The following is a 23,731-nucleotide window of genomic DNA, read 5'->3' on the forward strand; positions in this document are numbered from 1 at the left end:
AATGAAAAAAATAAATATACTCAAAATAGCACCTTTACTAGTCTTAACTGTTTTTCTATTATTTGGGTTTACTGTGAAACAACCAACTTCGACATATAAATGTATGATTCAGATGACCAATTATACAGGTGAAGGTGCTTATATTGTTGTATCGCTTCTAAATCCTGAAGGCGAATATGAAAAAACTTTATGCGTACAAGGAGATGATGATGAGTGGTATTTTGATATTACAGAGTGGTGGAAATTCCAAGGAAAAAAGCGCGCAGATATCGATGCGATTACAGGTGCGACTATAAGTGGAGGTGAACGTGCTATTTCTGTAATAGAAATTGAGGATACATATATAGATAAAGGCTACAAAATTAGATTTGAAACTGCCGTAGAAGACCAAGAATACCATGTAGATGATGTACAGTTTGAATTGACTTCAGAAACTCTGAAATCTAAAGTTGAAGGCAAAGGTTTTATTAGATATATCCGATTAATGCCACAATAAATAGTAGTTAAGTATGACGATTTCTATATGGAGATACATTCATTTAGCTTTGGCTCTTGTCTCAGCAATATTCATTTTTTTAGCGACCATAACTGGTATTATTCTAGCGTTTGAGCCGATTTCAAATCAGTTACAACCATTTTCAGCAAACAACGATAGTGCTTTGTCTCTATCAGTAACGCTAGAGACTTTACAAAATGAATACGATGAGATTGTAACGCTCACCAAAGATGACAATGCGTTTTTAATTGCTTCGGTCATTACAAAACAAGGGAAAAGTGATACGTTTTACATCAACCCTTTTACAGGAGAAAAATTAGGTAACCTTATAAAAAAGGCACCAATTTTTGAATTTGCTACAAATCTGCACCGTTCTTTATTTTTAAAATCTACTGGTCGTTTTTTAGTAGGTTTATTTTCATTCTTTTTGTTGTTGATTTCAATAACAGGACTTAAATTAATCTTGAAACGCCAAGGCGGTTTTAGACGTTTCTTTTCTAAAGTTGTTAAAGAAAATTTCAACCAGTATTACCATGTAGTTATTGGGAGATATGCTCTAATTCCGATTATAATAATTACGTTGACTGGTGTTTTTCTATCACTCGAAAAGTTTGACGTTTTACCTTCAAGTCAAATTAAACATAATACTGTTGCGGCTAATTCAAATACGGCAAAAATTAGTATTCAGGACTTTGAATTATTTAAAGTAACCACTTTAAACGAATTTAAATCTATTGAATTCCCATTCTCCGATGAGGAGGAAGATTATTTTATTCTAAAGCTTAATGACCAAGAACTATATGTGAATCAATACTCTGGCGATATTATTAGCAAAGCAGAAATGCCCTTATTAAAAGTACTATCAAATTGGAGTATGGTTTTACATACAGGGCAGGGTACTATCATTTGGTCTGTAGTTTTATTGCTCACGTGTTTTGCGATTTTGTTTTTTATGTATTCTGGTTTTGCAATGAGCTTAAAACGTAAAAATGAAACGTCTAAAATCAACAATATTTTTAATAAAGATGAAGCCGAATATATAGTTTTAGTAGGCTCAGAAACAGGAAGTACCTTAGGTTTAGCAAAACAGTTTTTTGAAGCTCTAATAGCGGATGGGCAATTTGTTTTTATCGATGAACTCAATAGTTATACAACATACAAAAAAGCAAAATGGTTAGTGATTTTTACAGCAACCTACGGCGAAGGTGACGCACCTGCAAATGCTAAAAATTTTGAAAAGCTATTACAAACTGTTAGCCAACAGCAAACGATTAGCTATTCAGTGGTTGGTTTTGGATCATTAATGTATCCAGAGTTTTGTAAATATGCGATTGTAGTAGATTCATTATTGCAAAAACACCCTAATTTTATTCCGAACCTTCCACTATTCAAAATTAATAATCAGTCGTTTAAAGCTCTGAAAACATGGATTTTACAATGGAATGGATCAACACGGCGAAACATAAAAGTTAAAGCCATTCCAACTAAAGCTAATAAAAAGCAACAGATAGATTTTGAAGTCATAAAAAAATCAGCATTAAATATAGATGATACATTTTTGCTACAATTACGACCTAAGTTCATAAAAAAATTTCAATCAGGTGATTTGTTAGGATTTTATCCAGAAGATGATGGTATAGAACGTTTGTACTCTATAGGAAGAGTAAGTGATATTATGGTGTTAAGTATTAAGAAGCACGAGTTCGGGATTTGTTCAAATCAACTCCATAATTTAAAACCAAATATGATGACCAAAGCTAAAATAAAACGAAACTTAGATTTTCATTTTCCTACCTACGCCAAAGAAGTAGTAATGATTGCTAACGGAACGGGTATAGCACCATTTTTAGGTATGATTAACCAAAATAACACTGATATAAAAACACATTTGTTTTGGGGAGGACGCACACAGGATTCACTAAAAATTTATTCAGAATTTATAGATACAGCATTTAAAGATAAAACCCTATCAAGTTTTCATATCGCCTATTCTCAAGAACAAGAAGAGAGAGTTTATGTACAAAACCTCATTGAAGAAAAAGCTGACTTTTTTGCACAAGTTCTAAAAAACGAAGGTGTGATTATGATTTGTGGCGCCATAGCGATGCAAAATAGAGTATTAGAAGTTTTAAATTCGATAACACTAGAAAAATTAAAGCAACCATTGAGTGTTTTTGAAAACAACGAACAACTAAAGATGGATTGCTATTAAACTATAAAAATTATGGGGAATAAAGTCATTTTGCTAGCGCGTGTTAAAAGTGGTGAATTACACTTTTGCCAAGATTGTAAAGCGTTTCATCTTATTTTTAATAATTTATTTTTTGCTTTTACACCGAAAGAATTAGATGAACTTAGGTCTTATGTAAACGGCTTAGAAGTTGATTATTGGGAACATAAATATGGGTGCACTAATCTAGTTCGTAAAATACCCATACCTACGTCTCAAGAAAATCTGGCTTTAATGTTTAATAGGCAGGAGGTTAGTGAACTCAAAACTTTATTAGCTTTTGATAAAAATAGTAAAATGAAGGTTTCTGAGCTTTTAAATATTTGTGATATTGATTATAACTTTATCTTAAATTGAATTAGCGATTTAAGTAAAAAAGCATAAGAGTAAATCTTGTGCTTTTTATTTATAATAAAATCAGAAAATTAATTATTTAAATCCTAGATTAACACCTAAAGAAAATACGTTAAACTCTGACATATGGTATTCTGCATTTAGTCTAAAAAAACCAAGCTTTAGTTTTATACCACCTGTAGCTCTTACTGCAGAAACTTCACTAGAAACAGAAAACGGATCTATAATAGTTTGCGTCGTTAAAACACCATCAGTTACTCTATAATTTCCTAATAAATCTGATTCAGATTTTCCTTTTATATAACCTAAACCACCGTAAAAGTTTATAACAGGTAGTTTGGTAGAGGCTATTAACTGAAATAACCATGTATTCGTTTTGTTCTCCAATCTTTGATTTTCACCGTCAATTCCTGATGAGTCAGTAATATCATATGAACCATCAATATGGTTATATGCTACTAAACCAGAAACTGCAACTGGCCATAGCTTATCCGCAGGTAACCATTGTGTAAATTCTAGTTGTAAACCTGCTCCATACATACTAAGGCTTACCTCATCTGTTTTTATTTATGGAACAAAACGAGCCTTTAACTCAATTCCACCTCCAATACCAACAGCACCTTGTATAAAAGCTGTAGGCAACAAATCATAACTCTCTGAGCCAATTCCTTCTGGCAACTCAATCTGGGTTGTTTGATTACCAAAAATTGGATCATCATACGCTACTTCTACAAATATGGCAGGATTATTTTCACCTAATACGGTTGATACCAACTGCGAACTTGGTCCTTGTACAAACTGTATATTATTATAATCAGTTGTATTAAGATTAAACATTTTGTCTTCGTCTTTGACCGTTGCTGCATTAGCTATTACTGAAATTTCAAAGCCAGCTAAAGGTTTTACTTTTGCAGAATTAAACCAGTTAGCATTCATGCTATGCATTAGTCCATTACTACCTGAAGATAAGTAGTCATTTGCAAATCGCTGGGCATCTTCTACACCAGCAGCAAGTAATACGTCTATATCATTTTGAGCCTTACCAATACATATCGATAAACATAAAATGATAGTAAAAACTAAATTTTTCATAAGGGTTAAGTTTTAAATTTGGTCTTCAAATATAACAAAACACATATAAAAAACGTATTTCACCGTTTTTTATTGCTATTAGTCGTAGATATAACAAAAAAAAGGCAACTACATTATTCATGTAATTGCCTTTTTAAATCGTCCTAATATACAACCTATTTATGCGTCAATATTTGCATAAATAGCGTTCTTTTCGATAAATTCTCTACGTGGCGGAACTTCGTCTCCCATTAGCATTGAGAATACACGGTCCGCCTCTACTCCATTATCTACTTGAATTTGACGCAACGTTCTAAACTCAGGATTCATTGTTGTATCCCATAGCTGTACTGCATTCATCTCACCAAGACCTTTATAACGCTGTATTTTAGCTCCATCACCATATTGCTCCATTAACGCTAAACGTTCTTCATCATTCCATGCATATTCTTTTTTAGCTCCTTTCTTAACTAAATACAATGGCGGAGTTGCTATATATACATGTCCATTTTCAATCAGCTCTTTCATATAGCGGAAGAAGAAGGTTAATATTAGAGTTTCAATGTGAGATCCATCAATATCGGCATCACACATAATTACAATTTTATGATATCTCAATTTTGAAAGATTAAGTGCTTTACTATCTTCTTCTGTTCCAATTGTTACACCTAAAGCTGTAAATATATTTTTGATTTCTTCATTTTCAAATACCTTATGAGACATTGCTTTTTCAACATTAAGAATCTTACCTCTCAATGGCAAAATAGCTTGAAATGCTCTGTCACGACCCATCTTTGCAGTTCCACCTGCAGAATCACCCTCAACGAGATAGATTTCACATTTTTCTGGATCTTGCTCAGAACAATCTGATAGTTTCCCAGGCAAACCTCCAATACTCATTACAGTTTTACGCTGCACCATTTCACGAGCCTTTTGAGCTGCATGACGTGCTTGCGCTGCTAAGATTACTTTCTGAACAATCGTCTTAGCATCATCTGGATGCTCTTCTAAGTAATCAGTTAACATCTCTGAAACTGACTGACTTACTGCCGCAGAAACTTCTCTATTTCCCAGTTTCGTTTTTGTTTGACCTTCAAATTGAGGTTCTTGAACTTTTACAGAAATAATCGCAGTCAATCCTTCTCTAAAATCATCACCAGCAACATCAAACTTTAATTTGTCTAACATCCCAGAACTATCTGCAAACTTCTTAAGTGTATGGGTTAATCCACGACGAAAACCAGATAAATGTGTTCCACCTTCGTGCGTATTAATGTTGTTTACATAAGAATGTAAATTCTCGGCATAAGATGTATTATAAATCATCGCTACCTCAACAGGTACACCATTCTTTTCACCTTCAAAAGCAATAACATCGCTCATTAAAGGATCTCTTGTTGCATCTAAAAATTTGATAAATTCTTTAAGTCCTTCTTTAGAATGAAATGTTTCACCTTCAAAAGTACCATCTTCTTTTGTACGACGCTTATCGACTAAATGTACCGTAATACCCTTATTTAAATACGCTAATTCACGCATTCTACTTGCTAACGTATCGTAATTATACTCTAACGTTTGTGTAAATATTGTTGAATCTGGCTTAAAAGTAACAGTTGTCCCCCTCTTATCTGTATCACCTGTCTGTTTTACAGGGTACATTGCTTTGCCACGCTCGTACTCTTGCTCGTAAACTTTGCCCTCTCTAAAAACGGTTGCTTTTAGATGCTCAGAAAGTGCATTAACACAACTTACACCAACACCATGCAAACCACCAGATACTTTATAAGAATCTTTATCAAATTTACCACCTGCACCAATTTTAGTCATTACAACTTCTAATGCAGAGACACCTTCTTTTTTGTGCAAACCTACAGGAATACCACGACCATCATCTTCAGTAGTAATAGAGTTATCCTCATTGATTGTCACTGTTATATTATCACAATGTCCAGCAAGCGCTTCATCAATAGAGTTATCTACAACCTCATATACCAAATGGTGTAAACCTCTCACACCAACATCACCAATATACATCGATGGACGCATTCTTACATGCTCCATACCTTCTAAGGCCTGAATACTATCTGCCGAATAACCGTGTTCGTTAAAGCTTTCTTTTTTTTCTTCGCTCATTATTTTGAATACATTTTAGTTCGAATTATGGCATAAAAAAATGACACGCTTGTATCATTTTTGAATACTAACAAATATACGAATTAAAGACCCTTTTTAAAAGCATTTTATAGATTGGAACTGATAATTATCAACATTTGTTAATTACTTAAAAGTGGCTTAAAACACTTAAAAACCATCTTAAATCAGACTTTAGAGATTTTGAAGCTTATATATAAATCAAAATATTACAAAAATGTCTTAGAATAAGAAAAATGAATTTTAGTTTACTTACAATTAAGTAAAAACCAAGTCTACTAACGCCCTTTTTACTAAACGGAAAGTCATTCAATTTTTAAATCGCATTAAGTAAAAATTAAATTCTGTGTCACCCAATTATTGACGTGTTAAAGCTACAATTCGCAATGGAGCTCCACTACCGTCTTCTATTTTCATTGGCAAAGCAATAACTTCAAAACCTGTATTAGGTAATTTTTCTAGATTCGCGACATTCTCAAAAGCAGGAATATTCTCTGAAAGCAATATCACATGACTCTTAAAATACTCTGATTGCCCAAAATCTATACTCGGAGTATCTATACCTATTGCACTAATCGATCTATTCTCAATCAACCATGTTGCAGCTTCTGGAGATAATCCAGGAAAATGTAATAATCTAATAGCATCTGCTCCTCGTTGATCTGTACCCAAATATTTTAATTTATCTGGATAATATTTTGAATGCCCCGTTTCTAAAAGCACTATAACCCCGTCTTCTATCTTGCCATTATTAGTTTCCCAATCTTTTAAGTCTTTAACACTCACCAAATAGTCCGGATTATTTAATGCTTTTTCAGAAACATCTATTTTAATCCCATTTCCGATTAATCGTTCTAAAGGAATCTCTTCAACAGATTGTTTGCCCTTTGAAAAATGAATTGGAGCATCTATATGCGTACCGCCATGCTCGGCAGTTTCAAAATTATTTGCAGCATAAAAGAAGCCTTTATCTGTATCGCCTTTTGCTACGACTTCTAAATGAAATTCTTTAGCCGTAACCCAATAAACGGTTTCTTCAGAGAACGTATGTGTAAGATCTATAATAGCGTTAGTCGTTTTTGCTTTTGGTTCGATTTCTGTTTTTGATTCGTTAGTATTATCTACACAAGACCAATTTAAAGCAATTAATATTAATAGGCTGAGGTATTTCTTTTTCATAGTTCGGAAATCAAATTAATAATTGAGCATAATAAACACTTAAATATACCCATTTTTAAACAAAAAAAGCCAGCATAAATGCTGGCTTAAACTATTTACAATTGGCTGTTAATATGCCTCATCATGCACATTGGCAATGGCTCTACCAGATGGATCGTTTATGTTTTTAAAGGCTTCGTCCGATTCTAAAGCAGTTGCAATACAGCATGCTACACTTGCTTCTTGTGGCACATCACTAGGGAAAGTTCTTCAAAAATAGTTCTCTAGTAGTACTCCTCTTTGTTTAAAGAAGTATTAATTGGAATGCTACATTTGCTATTTGCTCGTCAGTCACTTCTTTACCTACTAATTCTTTAAACCTTTCATAATCTCTTCAATTGCCTTATCTAATTGAGGTTGATTACCTGTTAAGCGATCTTTAAAATCTTCTTTGATATAGATATCTGGAACTACACCAGTTTTTTCTAAATTATCACCATTTAAAGCGTAACAGCCCCATGATGGTAGTCTATAGAATGAGCCATCGACTAAACCTGCTCCTGATGTAAAAATAATCCAACGATAGGTTTCTGTTCCTATCACTTTACCTAAGCCTAATTCTTTAAAACCTGCAGATGTCACCTCAGCATCACTAAGTGACTGTTCGTTCACTAGAACAATAATTGGTTTTGCTGCTGGTCCAAAATTTGGTTGTGATGCTAATTTGCCTTCTCTATATTTCCACTGTGCGTATGGTTTTTGAGATAAAAACTGAAGCACATCATCGTGTACATTTCCACCTGTATTATTTCTTAAATCTAAAATGAGTGCGTCTTTGTTGTAGGCTTCAGAAACCATTTCTCGCTTAAAGTTGTTTAACTCGCCACCTCCCATATTTTTCATGTGGACGTAAGCGATTTTACTTCCGCTTTTAGAATCTACATAAGATTGGTTAGAAGCGACCCATTCATCATATAATAATCCTCTTAAATTTCCTGATGAAATTGGGTGAATATTCACAGTATTTGTTTGTCCTTTTCTTTTAAACTGAAGCTGCATTTCTTTATTCATAGATGGTTTAGAAAAATAGATTTCTCTATTCATTTTAGCATCTACAGACTCACCATTAACACTTGAAAGTATGTCACCAGGTCTAATATCTTTTCCTGAAATATCACTAGGACTTTTAGCGACGATATGCTCTACTTTATAAGGGTTATCTTTTGAAAAGATAATCCCTGTTTCTAAAGTTCTACTACCATAGTAAGGATTATCTTCTCGACCACGTGTTCTAAAACCAAAATGTGACGTATTTAATTCTCCCAACATATCATTAAATAACAAACTCAATTGAGAGCGTTTTGTAATATAAGGCAAAAATGATGCGTATTTATCTCTTAGTTTTTGCCAATTCTCTCCATGGAAATTCTCGTCATAGAAATTAGATTCAAAACCTGCCCATGCTTCATGAAACATTTGATTAAACTCGCTTACTAGATTTTTTTGAAACTTAGCATCTACATCAATCTTCTCCATTTTATTAGAAGACGGATTTAGTGTATTAATATTCCCATTTACTAGGATGTAATGAGATCCTTTTACACTCACTATTAAACCTCCTCTAATACGCTGCTTATCTGCTTTTTCAGTTTTATTATCTTCAAAAGGTTTTAATACAGTTCTCCATAAATTAAAATTACCTTCATCGTGATTAGATCCGTAATAAATATAAGACGTCTCATCTTTTGTAATTTCATAAGCATTACTTTGAGAGCCAAATGACGGACTGATAAGCTGTAAACGATCCATTAACCCATCTTCATTGATTGTTATAGCAATAGCTGCTTCTTTGTCCTCATCCGTTTCTTCTTTCTTTTCGTCTTTTTTCTTTTTCTCTTCTTTGAAAAGCGCATCAAATTTATCGGATTCAAAAGGTGCTTCGAACCGATCTAAAGCCATTCTATAAATCTTAGTATCTCCAGGACCTCTAGGAAAACCAGGTTGTGTTAAATTAGAATCAAAATAAATATACTTACCATCCTTAGACCAAATAGGATTACTTTCACTTACACCAGTATTTGTTAGGTTTAATATCTTTTTTGACGGAATGTGATAGGTAAAAATATCTAGTTCAAAATTTCTATATGCATTATAAACTATATAATTACAATCTGGCGAAAAATTTGGTGAAGGCGGATACAAATCCCAAAACTCATCTTTAACTATAGTCGTGCTTTTAAAATCACTTAAATTGATTATTCGCAATTCATTACGACCACTAACATAAGTTGCATGCTCTTGTTTATTATCTAAAGTGAGGTTTACATTGTTTTGTGCTTCGTTGGTTAAACGATTTTCATTACCATTACCATCTGCAGAAATAGTATATAAATTACTATAACCATTTGCTGTTTGATTGTACAATAAAGATTTATTATCCTTTAACCATTTTACTTCTAAAACACGTTCATCTGCGTTAGTATTAATCTTAGAAACAAACTTTCCTTTAACATCTGAAACGAATAACTCACCTCGAGACACAAAGGCCATTTTTTTATTATCCGGTGATACATCAAAATAAGAAATATTACCTTTTACTTTAAAATCCTGTGATTTGGAAAGGGTATTGTTAGTATTTATTGTAATATCTACTTTTTTTGTGTTTTTACTTGCAACATCATATAAAAAGATTTGATAATCTTTTGTAAAGACAAGTTTTTCTCCATTTGCACTTACTTGTGGTCTGCCGATGGAAGATTTAAACTTCGTAAGATTAGTTTTAGTAGTATTGGTAAATGTGTACAGATTGTATTCTCCATTCACCTCATCAGAAGCAAAATAAACTATCCCGTTTTGATCTATGGTTACCCACATATCTTTACCATTATAATCCGTAAATTCTTTATATATTTTAGTCTTTGGATTATATGATTTTACTTCTGGATTATAATCACCTTTGTATCGCTTACGATGTGTAAAATTTTTACTTTCCCAACTCTCGTTAAAGAAAACTTCTCCTGTTTTTGGGTGTTCCATAACATTATGAACATTATTAAAATAGTGCTCAAAAATTCGTGCAGGAGTTCCGCCATTAGCTGTAATTGTATATCCACTAAATCGATTGTAACGTGAGGACGTAAAATGAATTTTCTTAGAATCCCAAGACCAACTATCAACATCATCTGCAGTATCGTGAAACGTGAGTTGTTTAATTTCTCCACCATTCATGGACATGACATAAACATCTCTATTACCATATTGTATAGCGCTAAACGCAATCCAATTACCATCTGGCGATATTCTTGGTAAAGTCTCTTCACCTTTCATTGCTGTAATACGCGATGCTTCACCTCCAGAAGATGCAACTTTCCACAAATCACCATCATAGCTAAATACTATGGTTTCTCCATCTGGTGACAAACTTGGATCCATTTGAAAAAAAGTGTCTTGAGCGCTTATTATTCCACTAAATAAAAATGAAATAAGGATAAAAATTGAATGATACATTTTCATGATACTTGTATATTTTAGATTGATGTATATTATCGGAAAGATTGAATTATAATTGGTGAGGTCTTTAAAGGTAATCTTTTTCAAATAAAAAAGGCTAATGACAACTAACGTTTCAAAGCCTAAACTTGCCATACTTATAAACTCAAAAGAGTATAAATAAAAAGGTTGGCAAATATTGCCAACCCTTAATAATAAACCAATCTCATTAGTCTTTAATACGCTTCATCATGCACATTAGCAATAGCTCTACCAGATGGGTCATTCATGTTTTTAAAGGCCTCGTCCCATTCTAAAGCAGTAGCTGTACTACATGCAACACTTGCTTCTTGTGGCACGCTTGAAGCAGCCGCATCACTAGGGAAATGTCCTTCAAATATAGTTCTATAATAATATTCTTCCTTGTTTAAAGGTGTATTAATTGGAAAACGGAATGCTGCATTTTCCATTTGCTCGTCTGTTATTTCTTTCTCTACTAAATCTTTTAGTGCGTCAATCCAACTATAACCAACTCCATCACTAAACTGTTCTTTTTGTCTCCAGGCTACGCTTTCTGGTATCATGTCCTCAAATGCTTTGCGAACTACCCATTTTTCCATACGTTCTCCGTTAATCATTTTATCTTTTGGGTTGATACGCATCGCAACATCCATAAATTCTTTATCTAAAAATGGCACACGTCCTTCAATTCCCCATGCTGCTAAACTTTTGTTTGCTCTTAGGCAATCATACATATGAAGTTTATCTAATTTACGAACCGTTTCATCATGGAACTCTTTAGCATCTGGTGCCTTATGAAAATACAAATAGCCTCCAAAAATTTCATCAGCTCCTTCACCAGATAATACCATTTTAATTCCCATAGATTTAATAACTCGCGCCATTAAGTACATTGGAGTTGAGGAACGTATCGTCGTAATATCGTAAGTCTCAATGTTGTAAATTACATCTTTAATCGCATCTAAACCTTCTTGGATTGTGAATTTAATTTCGTGATGCACAGTCCCAATATGATCTGCTACTTTTTTAGCGGCAGCCAAATCTGGCGAACCTTCTAGTCCTACCGAGAACGAGTGCAACTGTGGCCACCATGCTTTCTCTTTATCATCAGCTTCAATTCGTCTTTCAGAATATTTTTTAGCAATAGCAGACGTTACGGAAGAATCTAGTCCACCAGAAAGTAATACACCATAAGGCACATCACTCATTAATTGCCTGTGTACTGCGTCTTCTAGTGCTTGTTTTACCTCAGCAATACTCGTTTCATTCTCCTTTACAGCATCATACTCTGTCCAGTCACGCTTGTACCATTTTACAAACTCACCATCTTTACTAGACATATAATGTCCTGGAGGAAATAATTCAATTTTTGTACAAATCCCTTCTAAAGCTTTTAATTCTGAAGCTACGAAGAACGTTCCGTTTTTATCCCAACCAATGTATAAAGGAATAATGCCCATATGATCTCTTGCAATAAAATACTCATCCTTCTCTGTATCATAAATAGCGAAACCAAAAATTCCATTCATATCATCTACAAAGTCCACACCTTTTTCTTGGTATAAAGCTAAAATAACTTCACAATCGCTTTCAGTCTGAAAATCATAATCAGGAAATTGAGCACGTAATTCTCTATGGTTATATATTTCTCCGTTTGCTGCTAAAATTAATTTTTTGTCTGGACTGAATAAAGGTTGTTTTCCTGAAGCAGGATCTACAATTGCTAAACGCTCGTGAGCCAAGATTGCCTTATCATCACTGTAAATACCACTCCAGTCTGGACCACGATGTCTAATGGTTTTTGCCATTTCTAAAACCTGAGGTCTTAAATCATCTGTCTTTTGTTTTATATCGAACGCACATACTATTCCGCACATAACTTTTAGCTTTAATATTAATTACGATACAAATATGATCTTAATGTTTCATTTATTAAACACATAACGGAATAATAGTAACAAATTATAAATATAATTAGGTATTAAACATTAATTTATAATAATTAGGCGTTAATTTTAGTTATTAAACTATCAATTTGTAAATTTTAATATTTCCTTACGACATAATCTTCATATTATATTCTAATTTTATCAAATAAACTTTAAAACTAATTATGAAACGAGCATGTTCGAATTAATGTCATTTACGGATTGATAAATAGCGAACAGCATGTGACGACATAAAAAAACAAACAAAAACACATGAAAACATCAAGACTATTTACAACTATTGCATTTGCATTTATGATGCTTGTATCCTTTAATGTTGAAGCTCAAAAATTCAGAGGTTTAGACAAAAGTCCGTTAGACGCGACTTCTCTAGGAAGAGGCAGTAAACAAGCGGCTATTGTATATTACAGTAGACCACAACTAAAAGGAAGAACAGTTGGTAAAGACATTGCACCTAATAGTAAAGTATGGAGAACCGGAGCCAATGAAGCTACAAAGCTTATCCTTAACGTTGATATGAAACTTAATGGAGCTGCTCTTAAAGCAGGAACTTATTCTATTTTCACAATTCCAGGTGAAAAAGAATGGAAAGTTATGATCAGTACGGACACTAATAATTGGGGTTCATCTGGTTATAAGGAAGATAATATTGTAGCAAGTATTACTGTGCCTGTTACAGAAGGTGATGAATCTCTAGAAGCATTCTCTATGACTTTTGAAGCGAAAGACAATGGAGCTCATTTGCATATGGGTTGGGACAAAGTACGTATTGCTGTGCCTTTTACGAAATAGAACAAAACAATTTATAAAAAAAAACGCCTTATCTCTCAAGGCGTTTTTTTTACACTATAATTAAACCTAATTCATAAAAACCTAGAGTACTAATTCAAAATCATCTTGAATTATAAATCTAATTTCATCGGTAACACCAGTATCCACCAACTGAGCAATATTCTGACCATCTACTAATACAACAGGTTGTCTTTGATAACCTATCTGATTAAAAGTCATACTATATAATGCCCCATTTAAAGTGTATTGAATTTGCGTTACAGCAATTGATCCAGAACCTTCCTGCTCTGTGACTATTTGAATAGCATAGTTTTCGTTAACATCTAAACAATCTGTCGCAATTGGTGTGCCGTTTTCATTTACAAATTCTATTGAAATTGGACTAAGGGTATTCGTATTCGAAGTACTTGTGCTATCATCATCGCTTGAACAATTTGTTACGATAATAAAAAACCCAAATACCATTAATATTGAAAATATTGATTTCATAATTATTCTTTTAAATTGATTATTATCTCTTTATCTATGCCTCCAGCTCTTACGACATAAGTACCAACATTTAGGTTGCTAAAAATGGTCTTACCATTAACAATAGTCTGTGTTGCTATTACAGTTTGGTTAAACAACAATTCTACATTTATTCCTGCTGTATTATACTCTACTTTTATTTCTCCTCCATTATAACATACCGCATCTTTTTTATAGTAGATTAAATCACCTGCACTTGTTGAACTATTCTGAACAGAAACTACCCATTCTTTAACCTGGGATTCATCTTCTGATCTCACCCTACAAACAATTGGGTTAGTAAAATCTAAACTAGTGTTACCAGATATTTGAAGTGTAGAATCGACAAACAACTGAGCGCCTTCACTTGATTGAAATGTGGCGTTAAGTGCTGATATATCAATACCAAAATTAACATAAAGTACAACCTGCTGATTGTTAAAAACTACAGAATTCACCGTAGTGCCATCCAATCCAAAATCTAGTAGTTCTGCTTCATTATTTAAAGCCGGACTCGCAATGCTATAGGCTTGAAACAAATCGCCTCGATGCGCATTTATTTCAAAATTTATAGTTTCTGAAATGTCTACCACTTGATCAGTAGTTGAGTTATATACCTTAAAGTTGACTACTTCGTCATTTGTATTTGAAAAAACAGTTAAATAGGCGTAATATCTACCATTACTAGAGGTATAGGTTAAATTTGACACACCTCTTAGTTCATTGTTCACAAAGGCTCCAACCTTATCGCTTTCATTCGATAAAGTTGTGCCGTCAATATTTACAAATGCCACAAATGACATTGTATATTCAAAATTGTTTTCGTTTACCGACCAATTAGGATCTTGCGCATTGCCTACTGTTACGAACAATAGTATTACAATTAGTATGTTTATTATTTTTTTCATCATTTTAAGATTTTAGTAGTGTCAAGATTAATTTTTAATGACTCTAAAAATTGAGCTATTATTGTTAACATTCACATTTAAAAAATAAGTCCCTAAAGGAAGGTTCGGTACAATCCTTAAATCGTTCTCTCCTTCATCTACACTAATTTCATCCCTAAACACTAACTGTCCTAACATATTATGTAATTGAATGCTTACCATTTGACTTTGTGTTGAATTTATTTTAATATTTAAATGATTACCAAACGGATTTGGAAATACCTTAATTCCGTATACCGCTTCATCTTCTAAAATAACTGGGTCTGCAATTGTTCCAAGAACATCATTGCCCTTAAAAGAAAACACTTTAGTTGTTGGTTTTATCTCTGACGCATTACCTATATGAAAAACTAACTCTTCTGGTAGCTCGCCATATATAGTTATAAAAGTTAAGCTTTTATTTCCAACGACCTGACTTGTTCCTTTTCCTTTTAGAACACTATCTGTGTCGTACACAAACAAATTGTCGTAACCAGATGGCATCAATACCACAGCATTCATGTTTTCTGGATACTGTGTAAACTCTGGCTCAATTGTTCGTTGCGCACCAGAATTATTAAAGTCGTTTGAAGACCTTCCAAAATAGTTTGGATATACCAAAGTCTGATTATCACTAGATTTTAACATATAACCCTGTCCTTCAACTAAATAATTAAGCGTACCGCTCCAACCATTGATGTCATCATAAATCGCAAACAAATTTTGTGACTTAATTACATTTCCTTCTTGTGCGTTAAACGACGCCAATGCTGCATTGACTTGTACATTAGAGCTTACAGGAAATGGTAACCAATTCCAATTTGTTTGAACAGGAAAACTCCACGAATTAATATCTACAGAACTCCCTGTCAAAACTAAAGGTTGTGCATGAGTTGTATTAATCTTATACATAAATTGACTAGACATACCGCCGTTTGCACTTATTGTTCCGTTCCAAGAACTATTAAGTGGTTGCCCTTCATCTTTATAATAGGTCTCCAACAATGATGGTGAATGACTTAAGATACGATCCGATGTTTCTAATTGCATACCTTGAGTTAGCACATTTAAATCCGAGAAATTAGGGTCATTAACATTTGCAGAAACCCAGGTCCAACCTTGATTTAATACAATGTCTTGTTGTACGACATCTGTGTTTTCAAATAACTCTGCATTATTTAATGTTCCCACTACTTCGTTATCCAAAAATTCTATAGAAGTATTTCCGCTCATTGTAGCATATAAAACATTACCCTCTGAAGCATCCCAAATTCTAAACTCAATAGTATCACCAGAAGGAGAATTACTATATACTGTTAAGAACACAAAATACTCTTGGTAGCTTGTTTGATAGATTACATTTGTAACTCCTCTAACTTCTCCATTAGACAAAGCTGCAACCTCATCAAATAAATCATCTGAGAATGTCCCATCCACTCTAATTTTACCAACAATATTCATTGAGTAATCAAAATCATTTGGATTCACTTCCCAACCTGGTCCTTCTCCTAAAACTTTGAGATCTACCTGTATCACTTGATCAAAACCGAAGTCCGTTTCTAAACGAATATTTTCAAGATATTCACCTACCGATAATTGGGAATCTACAGTTGCAGTAACCGTAATTTCACTATTTGGCGCAATAGATCCAGATGTACTGCTTAGATTTAACCAACTTGGTACATCTGTAATATTGTAAGGTTGCGAATTTCCTCCTCTATTTACAATAATCAGGTCAAAACTCTGTGTTTCACCACTGTCCATTATAATATCTACAATCTCATTATAACCATCAGCATACCAATCCACATCATTCTGCTGTATAAAAGCAGTCCATGTAATTGGAGACTCTTGTCTATTGTTAGAACTATCGAGCATATTATTAACCGTAATATCTAATATTTGCCCTTCTAGCTCTGCCCAGTTATTAATAACAGGTTCTATAATCATCTCATCTCCATTGATGACATAACTCACCTGGAGATTAATTAATTGACGTGCTGGTTTAATTGGTGGTACATCATTAGAGTAGTTAACCATTCCACTATTTAAAACAGCAAGACTTGGTATCGTACTTTCGTTTGTAAATGCATGATAATATCTTGGTGGATTACCAGTTGCCGGATCAGGTTCGTTCAATTGAGCATATAGTAATAAACCCGTACTTACAATATCTACCTCGTTATAACGATCTCTATTGATTTGATCTACATTACGAAGCGTATTCCATAAACGGAATTCATCTATTTTACCAGTAAACTCATTATCTACGGTTTCCATGCTTGCTAAGTCAATAGCACCACGCGCTCCTAACCATGCTTTATTACCAGAAAAACCTCCAATATCTGCAATTGGATTAGATGATACTTGGTCACCATCTAAGTAAGTTCTTAAAGACCCTACTCTATTGAAAAGTAGCGCCACATGATGCCAATTGCCATCTGCTACATTCTCTGAAACCAATAAGCTTGAGTTCCCCTCACTTTCTAAAGAGAGTTGACCAGACGAATTAATGTCTATAGCCCACTTATTTGCAAAACCATTAGATTGTACAATATCAGTACCATCTCCTCTACCATTAGAAAATAAAGTTGCTTCTTGCGACGTATTTGTTTTTACCCAAAACGAGATGGTTGCATCCATTTCTGCATTAAGTTGTACAAAACCAACATTGTCTAGCTCTAAATATTGCGAACTTGCAAATTCATATGAGTTGCCTTTTGGTTTTATGTCCCAAGATGTATTTACCGTAGCATGCTTAAAGAATGCTAAATCATAAGCAATATCACCATTACCTTCATTCATTGGCCAAAACCCTAAAAGGTTAGCTTCATTACCAATTATTTGAGTAAAAATATTAGCCGCAGATTCAGATAACGTAAGGGATTTGCTCCATAATCTTAAATCGTGAATATTACCTATAAACGTATTTCCCCCTAAAGTTAAAGTACTACTATTGGTGAATTGTGCATTCGGCGTACCAGATGTTGTAACAATTACCGTAGAATCTTCAATAATTTGAATATCACCTGATGTATTATTATACGTAAAAGTATAATGATGAAATAATCCGTCAGTATTTATTCCTGCACTAGCAGTTGAGCCTCCAATAGTAAATTCAATCTGCCCATTATTTAATGATACATCAATCCCATTTTGTTGCGACAAAATAGTTGCAGAAGTTGCCGTCGTTTCATTTTTTAACCAGAATTCTAATGAGAAGTCTCCCGCAATAATTCTTGGATCTGCTATAGTAGCAGTATTGTTAACTCCATCAAAATATAAAGACACACTATTATTAATTGGTAATTGATTAGTCTCTCCTTTTATTTCAATTGAACTTATAGCATTATTATAAAAAACATTCTCACTAAACGCTACTTTTAAATCTTCACCAGCAGATAGAATACCATCAATTGGTAGTGGTGTTCCAAATCGCTTTGGTGCATTGACATCTATAGAACCTGTAATGACTTCAGAAATATATTCTGGACCATTTAAACACTCAGACTTTGCTCTAAACTCATAGTCACCATCTTGCAACTGCAAGCCAATAATATCGAACGGAAACGTAAGATCTGGTGTATCTATAAGCTCAATCTCTGTTTCACCAGCAGCTAAAGCCGCATCATAAAATTCTTGTGTATTATAATACGTCGATAAACGTGTCCATGTTGGTGACCCAGATTTTCTGTATTGTAAATCAATACTTTTAAAATTATTAAACGCTTGATTAAATCCAGTCATTGTAACATTTAAAGTGTTTGAAGAGCCATCTGTATTAAAGGCCACATCATTGTTAAACACCCAGTTTTCTAATGGCGCACTAATTTCTACTTCTGTACAAGACGGCACAAAATGTGCGGAAACAGCCACTTCGTCAAACACATTAACAGGATCGCAACGCGATCTTACAGCAATTATAACATCCTCATAATCAAATTGTGCTTGGGCAACCTTAGCGAGTGTTAGTGTATATTCTACTGTTTCGCCATAAGGTATGTAAACGAGAGTACCATTGGGATCCACGTTTATCTCTGCACTAAATGGATTTGTACCAGGAACAACAATTAAGTCAAAATAATTAAAAGTAGCAGCATCACTATTTGCATCTGCCAAGTTTTGAAGCGATAAAGTAAATTCTGCATTATTACTTTCAGGTACATTAAACACTTCTGCTACTTCCACTAATATTTGCGGATCTTCTGCAGGTTGTGTTGCAAAACTTAATTGTTCACCCTCGTCACCAAGAATTTCAGGAATAGCATATTCTGGTCTATCTGGACCATACAAATTGTCTGGGTTTGCAATTTCGTACGCTTGTAAGGCAGACAAATAGCCACTGTATGATGCATGATCGTAATAAATTGATAAATCTGCACCTTCGTACGGACATGATGTTCGTCCTCCAATAGTAGAAAATATTGGGCCGTAACCATCAAACATATTAACGACATCTACACTTAATACATTGGCAGGATCACTATCACTTAAGGTATAACTTACTGTAACCGTAGATGTCTCTGACTCTGTTAATTCTTGATTGAAGCCTGAGCTAGTAAATCCTGATGTGCCAACTTTTACACCTACACCATTTAGCTCGGCACCTAATACAACTCCAATTGATTCGTCCAATTCTATATTATAAAATGTTGAGTTATTATTAACAATAATGGTTTCTACTGTTCTTACTATTTCGCCTACACCAGAATCAAAAGATATATTTTCAGCAAAATTAGCGTCAATTAATGCTCTTATATTTGTTGCTGTTGTAAAATTATATTGCGTAATTGGATTGTCTTCATTAAAATCATTAGCAATAGCTTCTTCAATACTTTCTAAATATGTATCAAGACTAGCTAAGGTTTCGGCTTTTAAATTTTCTCTATCATAAAGTGCTCTATATTTACTTTGTTCATTTTTTAAAATTGTTAAACGCCATAAATTAATTTGTTGCACATAGAAATCACGTTCTAGAATACCATCTTCTCCAGGAATTGATATGCCATTATCAATATTAGTAATTACAAGCTCTATATCTGGGATGAGGTTATCGATAATATATTTTTGAGAATAGACAAATAGCGTCGCTCCAGGTTCTTCAACAAAAGACAAGGCCTTTTGAGTGCTTATATTTAAGGCATCACCATTATTATTTGTAAGTGTTATAAAATCCGCATCACCAATTACATTAGCCGACGCTTGTACATTATCGTAAGACCCATAATAGTAATTATTGGATTTTCCTATGTATAAATCCCCTTCAGACCCAACAAATTCTGGGTCACTACTTGTAGAAATCGTTTGAGAGAATGTATAGGTTTTGGTTAACTCATCACCTTTTTTGGATGATGTTGTAACTCCTATTCCTAATATGGCATCAGCTGTAAAATCTGCTTCAAAAACTGGACCAGCAAGACCACCTCCAAAACCAAAATCTACTCCAGCACTAAATGTTGTTTCTCGAAATGCACCTTCTTCTGATGTAAATTGGATACTTTCTGTAAAGGTTATACTCTCTCCTTCTTGAATTGACGCAAAACTATTAGACCCTGGAGGATCGCGTAAAATAATGTCTGGGATTACTGGAGCCGTTGTAATGAATGCTTGTTCACTATCCGATTGTCCACCAAGTACAATACCAGTTCCTATTAAATTCTCAGCTGCTGGATTTTGACCCAAAATATCATAACTAATATTTATTGTATTCGTAAAAGGAGGAAAAATATTAGGCATACCCCCTTTAAACGCATACACTATAATACTTTGGTCCGTTTCACTTCTTACTATGGTTTCACTATTAGGCAATGCTAAATTATTAGTTACCACGAGTTCGCCATCTATTATCGGAACTAAGTCTTCGACATCACTACCCGAATCGTGATTTACATAGCGTTCAAAACTTTGTAAGGTAATTTCATAGGGTAAAAACTGTGTATAAACAGGATGTTCAAACCCGTCAGTTGAAACCGTAACCTCGTCTGGGTCTCCAACATTTAAGACCACGTCCGTATCTGAAGTTTGTTCTATCACTTGCAGTACAGGAGCCGATCGATATGTAAATGGCTTAAAATGATGGTATCCAACTCCTTGTTCTATGTCACCATTAGGATAGGTGAATTCTGGAATTATTAAATCACCAACAACAGCCGCATTTAAAGTTTCATCAGCATCCAAGATGCTAATATTTAACGTATTGTTATTAATATTTACACCTCCTAATTGACTTATGATATAGTTTAATGGTAAAATATCTACGCGATATTCTCCAGTTTCAGCATTGGTCTCAAAAACAAATCGTGTTTCGTTAAATGGTTGGTACTCTAAAGTAATTGTTGCCGTACCAATATTATTTATTGAACTTACTTCGTAGGTTTGATCCATACCGTCAGCATCTGTATATGTTGGTACATAAGTCCCTTCTCCTCCAAATCCTATTGGTTTTTGAGGCTGTACTGAGCCACCAACAACACGACCAACAGCAGTTACTCTGGTGTTATCTATAAATACAACTTGGTTTAAAGCATCTTCAAAAAATTCGTAAAATGTTCCTGTAGCTGCCGGAAATCGTCCATTAAATTCAAACTCATACCCGTCTTTTACTAATCTAATAAAATGTTCTCCTATAGGTACATTTATTTCAAATTCACCATTAGCATCTGTAAGCTCAGGTTGATTGTTTTCATCTAAAACCAATTGACCATCTACAAGAATTTGAACGTCTTGAGATGCTATAGTCGCATATTTGTCTAAATAATCATCTGTAGGATCTGCAGGTGTGCCTGCATCATTTAACCAATATTCTCCCTTATCATAAAATGTACCTAGTATATTATATTGATTATAACCTTCATCAATAATACTACCTTGACCAGGAATGGTATTTCCATTTTCTAAAACTCCACCTGCTGCTTCTGCATATGAAGGGAATACACCACGTGTATCAAACAACACTTTACCTCTAAATACAAATGAGGATTCATCTATAAAATCAATTTGATTCACCACCTCAGAGCCTTGACCTAAAAACACCAATTGCTGTGAAGGGTCAAATTGATGCCCATTAAACAAAGGTGTAATCGTAAAAGATTCTCCTGTACCAGAATAAGGTATGGATGTAATTTCGTAATTACCATTACTATCCGTAACTCCTAGAACACCTAACTGACTTGGGTTTGGCACATTATTTACTGAATTTTCCCATAAAACGGCATTAGTGTCTGTAGCATTTAATCTTAGCCTTCCATTATTTTTATTATAGGTAAATCCACTTCTCGAAAAATCGTAAGCAAAATCACCAGCACCTTCATTAGCACTTAAATACGATATTAATCGCGAATCGTTTCCACTTATATAGCGTTTATAGTCTGTTCTAATATTGTCTTCTATCATAGCATCCCAAACTCTTATCTCATCTATAAAAGCGGTCTTATTTCCTCCGACATGTACACTAGTCCATTCTTCAATATTAGTTAATGTACTTACAACTGTTGGCTCAACAATATTAAATCCTTCATATACAATTTCTTCATCTTCATTTTCAATTAAGAGCATTAACGCACTGTACTCTGCATTTATAGCTCTACCATTTACATATAATACAGGGACTTGCCCATTTACAATTTGTACTGAAAAGTGTGTATAGGTCGTATTAAAATCTGAAACTGGCACTAAAACATCATCGCCTCTTGGATCAATTTCTCCAGACGGAAAATAATTATCTAAAGTGTAAATAGCACCACCAATATTAACTTCTAATGCATTTGAAGCGACTAACAATCTTACATTAACATCTATGGTGTTTGTAGATTCTTTAAGTCTAAACAAACGTATAGGTGCGCCAGCATCGCCTACAAAAGCAGTTTCTGGTTTTAACCAAGCCTGTAAAGTTGTGGCTGTGGTTATTGCTCTACTCATGTCTCTTATATCTAAGAAGCCATTATTAGGAATTTTTAAGGCAGATCCTAGATCCGTTGCTGAACCATCAGATTCTGCAAGTATAGTAACATCTTCAACAGGACTACCACCTGCATAACTTACATTACCTGTTACAATAGCGGTAGGGCTTCTAAACCCTATATCTGTAATAAAATTAGTATATTTTATTTCTGTAGGGTCTATACCTTCGGCTACTATTTTATATTCGTATAGTACACCACCTTCTACATACTGGTCTTCGTATTGTGTCTCATCCCTAGAGACATTACTAACAAAAACAAAGTCATTACTCCCAGTATCTGTGTATTCTCTTCGGTATATTTTTATACTTGAAATAAGATCGTAATTCGCTCTTAGTTCCCAACTTATTAAAATTTTATCTCCAAAATACCCTTTAGACACATCGAAAGATTCATCTGCAAAAGTGCCATAGAGGTATTTTATATCCCAAGGAAATCTAATATCGTAATTATTATTTGAAGGGGCAACAAATGGTAAACCGACTTGAATGGTATAGATATTTCCATTTGCACCTGGCACCCCTTGCAATGCTTGCGATACTGGTACAATTTTAGCACCTTCATCGTTTTGAGCCCAAAGCCCTGTTACCAGAACGCTTAAGCAGCCTAGTATAATTAGTTTTTTCATA

Annotated in this window: 11 protein-coding genes and 2 pseudogenes; 4 read left to right on the plus strand and 9 right to left on the minus strand. The window is 33.9% G+C overall.

Features of this window, described 5'->3' with window-relative positions:
• Position 1 precedes the first annotated feature (1 nt).
• From WPG_RS02215 to WPG_RS02225, 3 genes are read left to right on the plus strand one after another with little or no spacing between them, the layout of a single operon-like run.
• Entirely contained in the window at positions 2–496 is a 495-nt protein-coding gene (locus WPG_RS02215) for a DUF2271 domain-containing protein (protein WP_045468815.1), read from the plus strand.
• A 13-nt stretch (positions 497–509) separates the two neighbouring features.
• On the plus strand, positions 510–2,708 hold the full coding sequence (locus WPG_RS02220) for a PepSY domain-containing protein (protein ID WP_052471126.1): 2,199 nt from the start codon (positions 510–512) through the stop codon (positions 2,706–2,708).
• 12 nt (positions 2,709–2,720) lie between these two features.
• Complete coding sequence (locus WPG_RS02225) at positions 2,721–3,083, plus strand: DUF6686 family protein (protein WP_052471127.1); 363 nt, start codon at positions 2,721–2,723, stop codon at positions 3,081–3,083.
• A gap of 72 nt (positions 3,084–3,155) precedes the next feature.
• Here the strand turns inward: WPG_RS02225 and WPG_RS02230 are convergent.
• The 6 genes and pseudogenes from WPG_RS02230 to asnB (WPG_RS02250) form a co-directional block, all read right to left on the minus strand.
• Positions 3,156–4,172 (minus strand): annotated as a pseudogene (locus WPG_RS02230) (DUF6588 family protein).
• Between the two features lie 159 nt (positions 4,173–4,331).
• A complete protein-coding gene (gene gyrB / locus WPG_RS02235) occupies positions 4,332–6,284 on the minus strand; it encodes a DNA topoisomerase (ATP-hydrolyzing) subunit B (RefSeq protein WP_045468817.1) in 1,953 nt (650 codons plus the stop codon).
• Between the two features lie 375 nt (positions 6,285–6,659).
• On the minus strand, positions 6,660–7,481 hold the full coding sequence (locus WPG_RS02240; protein ID WP_045468820.1) for a cyclase family protein: 822 nt from the start codon (positions 7,479–7,481) through the stop codon (positions 6,660–6,662).
• 108 nt (positions 7,482–7,589) lie between these two features.
• Positions 7,590–7,845 (minus strand): annotated as a pseudogene (gene asnB, locus WPG_RS18150) (asparagine synthase B); the annotation flags it as partial.
• On the minus strand, positions 7,827–10,973 hold the full coding sequence (locus WPG_RS02245) for a S41 family peptidase (protein WP_084221620.1): 3,147 nt from the start codon (positions 10,971–10,973) through the stop codon (positions 7,827–7,829). The gene WPG_RS02245 and the pseudogene asnB (WPG_RS18150), both read right to left, overlap by 19 nt.
• 212 nt (positions 10,974–11,185) lie before the next feature.
• Complete coding sequence (gene asnB, locus WPG_RS02250) at positions 11,186–12,847, minus strand: asparagine synthase B (RefSeq protein WP_045468823.1); 1,662 nt, start codon at positions 12,845–12,847, stop codon at positions 11,186–11,188.
• A gap of 324 nt (positions 12,848–13,171) precedes the next feature.
• Between asnB (WPG_RS02250) and WPG_RS02255 the strand changes: the two genes are divergently transcribed.
• On the plus strand, positions 13,172–13,711 hold the full coding sequence (locus tag WPG_RS02255) for a DUF2911 domain-containing protein (RefSeq protein WP_045468827.1): 540 nt from the start codon (positions 13,172–13,174) through the stop codon (positions 13,709–13,711).
• 81 nt (positions 13,712–13,792) lie between these two features.
• On the opposite strand, the gene WPG_RS02260 is transcribed toward WPG_RS02255, so the two are convergent.
• Genes WPG_RS02260 through WPG_RS02270 form a run of 3 tightly spaced genes read right to left on the minus strand, consistent with a single transcriptional unit; the run spans position 13,793 to position 23,730 of the window.
• On the minus strand, positions 13,793–14,200 hold the full coding sequence (locus WPG_RS02260; protein WP_045468830.1) for a hypothetical protein: 408 nt from the start codon (positions 14,198–14,200) through the stop codon (positions 13,793–13,795).
• A 2-nt stretch (positions 14,201–14,202) separates the two neighbouring features.
• Positions 14,203–15,129, minus strand: a complete 927-nt coding sequence (locus WPG_RS02265) for a hypothetical protein (protein WP_197539930.1) — start codon at positions 15,127–15,129, stop codon at positions 14,203–14,205.
• 24 nt (positions 15,130–15,153) lie between these two features.
• Entirely contained in the window at positions 15,154–23,730 is an 8,577-nt protein-coding gene (locus tag WPG_RS02270) for a LamG-like jellyroll fold domain-containing protein (RefSeq protein ID WP_045468836.1), read from the minus strand.
• Between the last annotated feature and the right edge of the window lies 1 nt (position 23,731).

This window comes from Winogradskyella sp. PG-2 (assembly GCF_000828715.1).
In the GTDB taxonomy this organism is placed as follows: domain Bacteria; phylum Bacteroidota; class Bacteroidia; order Flavobacteriales; family Flavobacteriaceae; genus Winogradskyella.

What these genes read in the sequence shown, in the direction of transcription:
- WPG_RS02240 (WP_045468820.1), bottom strand. Translation starts at nt 7,481, where the DNA reads ATGAAAAAGAAATACCTCAGCCTATTAATATTAATTGCTTTAAATTGG.
- WPG_RS02255 (WP_045468827.1), top strand. Translation starts at nt 13,172, where the DNA reads ATGAAAACATCAAGACTATTTACAACTATTGCATTTGCATTTATGATG.
- WPG_RS02220 (WP_052471126.1), top strand. Translation starts at nt 510, where the DNA reads ATGACGATTTCTATATGGAGATACATTCATTTAGCTTTGGCTCTTGTC.
- gyrB (WP_045468817.1), bottom strand. Translation starts at nt 6,284, where the DNA reads ATGAGCGAAGAAAAAAAAGAAAGCTTTAACGAACACGGTTATTCGGCA.
- WPG_RS02225 (WP_052471127.1), top strand. Translation starts at nt 2,721, where the DNA reads ATGGGGAATAAAGTCATTTTGCTAGCGCGTGTTAAAAGTGGTGAATTA.
- WPG_RS02260 (WP_045468830.1), bottom strand. Translation starts at nt 14,200, where the DNA reads ATGAAATCAATATTTTCAATATTAATGGTATTTGGGTTTTTTATTATC.
- WPG_RS02245 (WP_084221620.1), bottom strand. Translation starts at nt 10,973, where the DNA reads ATGAAAATGTATCATTCAATTTTTATCCTTATTTCATTTTTATTTAGT.
- WPG_RS02270 (WP_045468836.1), bottom strand. Translation starts at nt 23,730, where the DNA reads ATGAAAAAACTAATTATACTAGGCTGCTTAAGCGTTCTGGTAACAGGG.
- WPG_RS02265 (WP_197539930.1), bottom strand. Translation starts at nt 15,129, where the DNA reads ATGATGAAAAAAATAATAAACATACTAATTGTAATACTATTGTTCGTA.
- asnB (WP_045468823.1), bottom strand. Translation starts at nt 12,847, where the DNA reads ATGTGCGGAATAGTATGTGCGTTCGATATAAAACAAAAGACAGATGAT.
- WPG_RS02215 (WP_045468815.1), top strand. Translation starts at nt 2, where the DNA reads ATGAAAAAAATAAATATACTCAAAATAGCACCTTTACTAGTCTTAACT.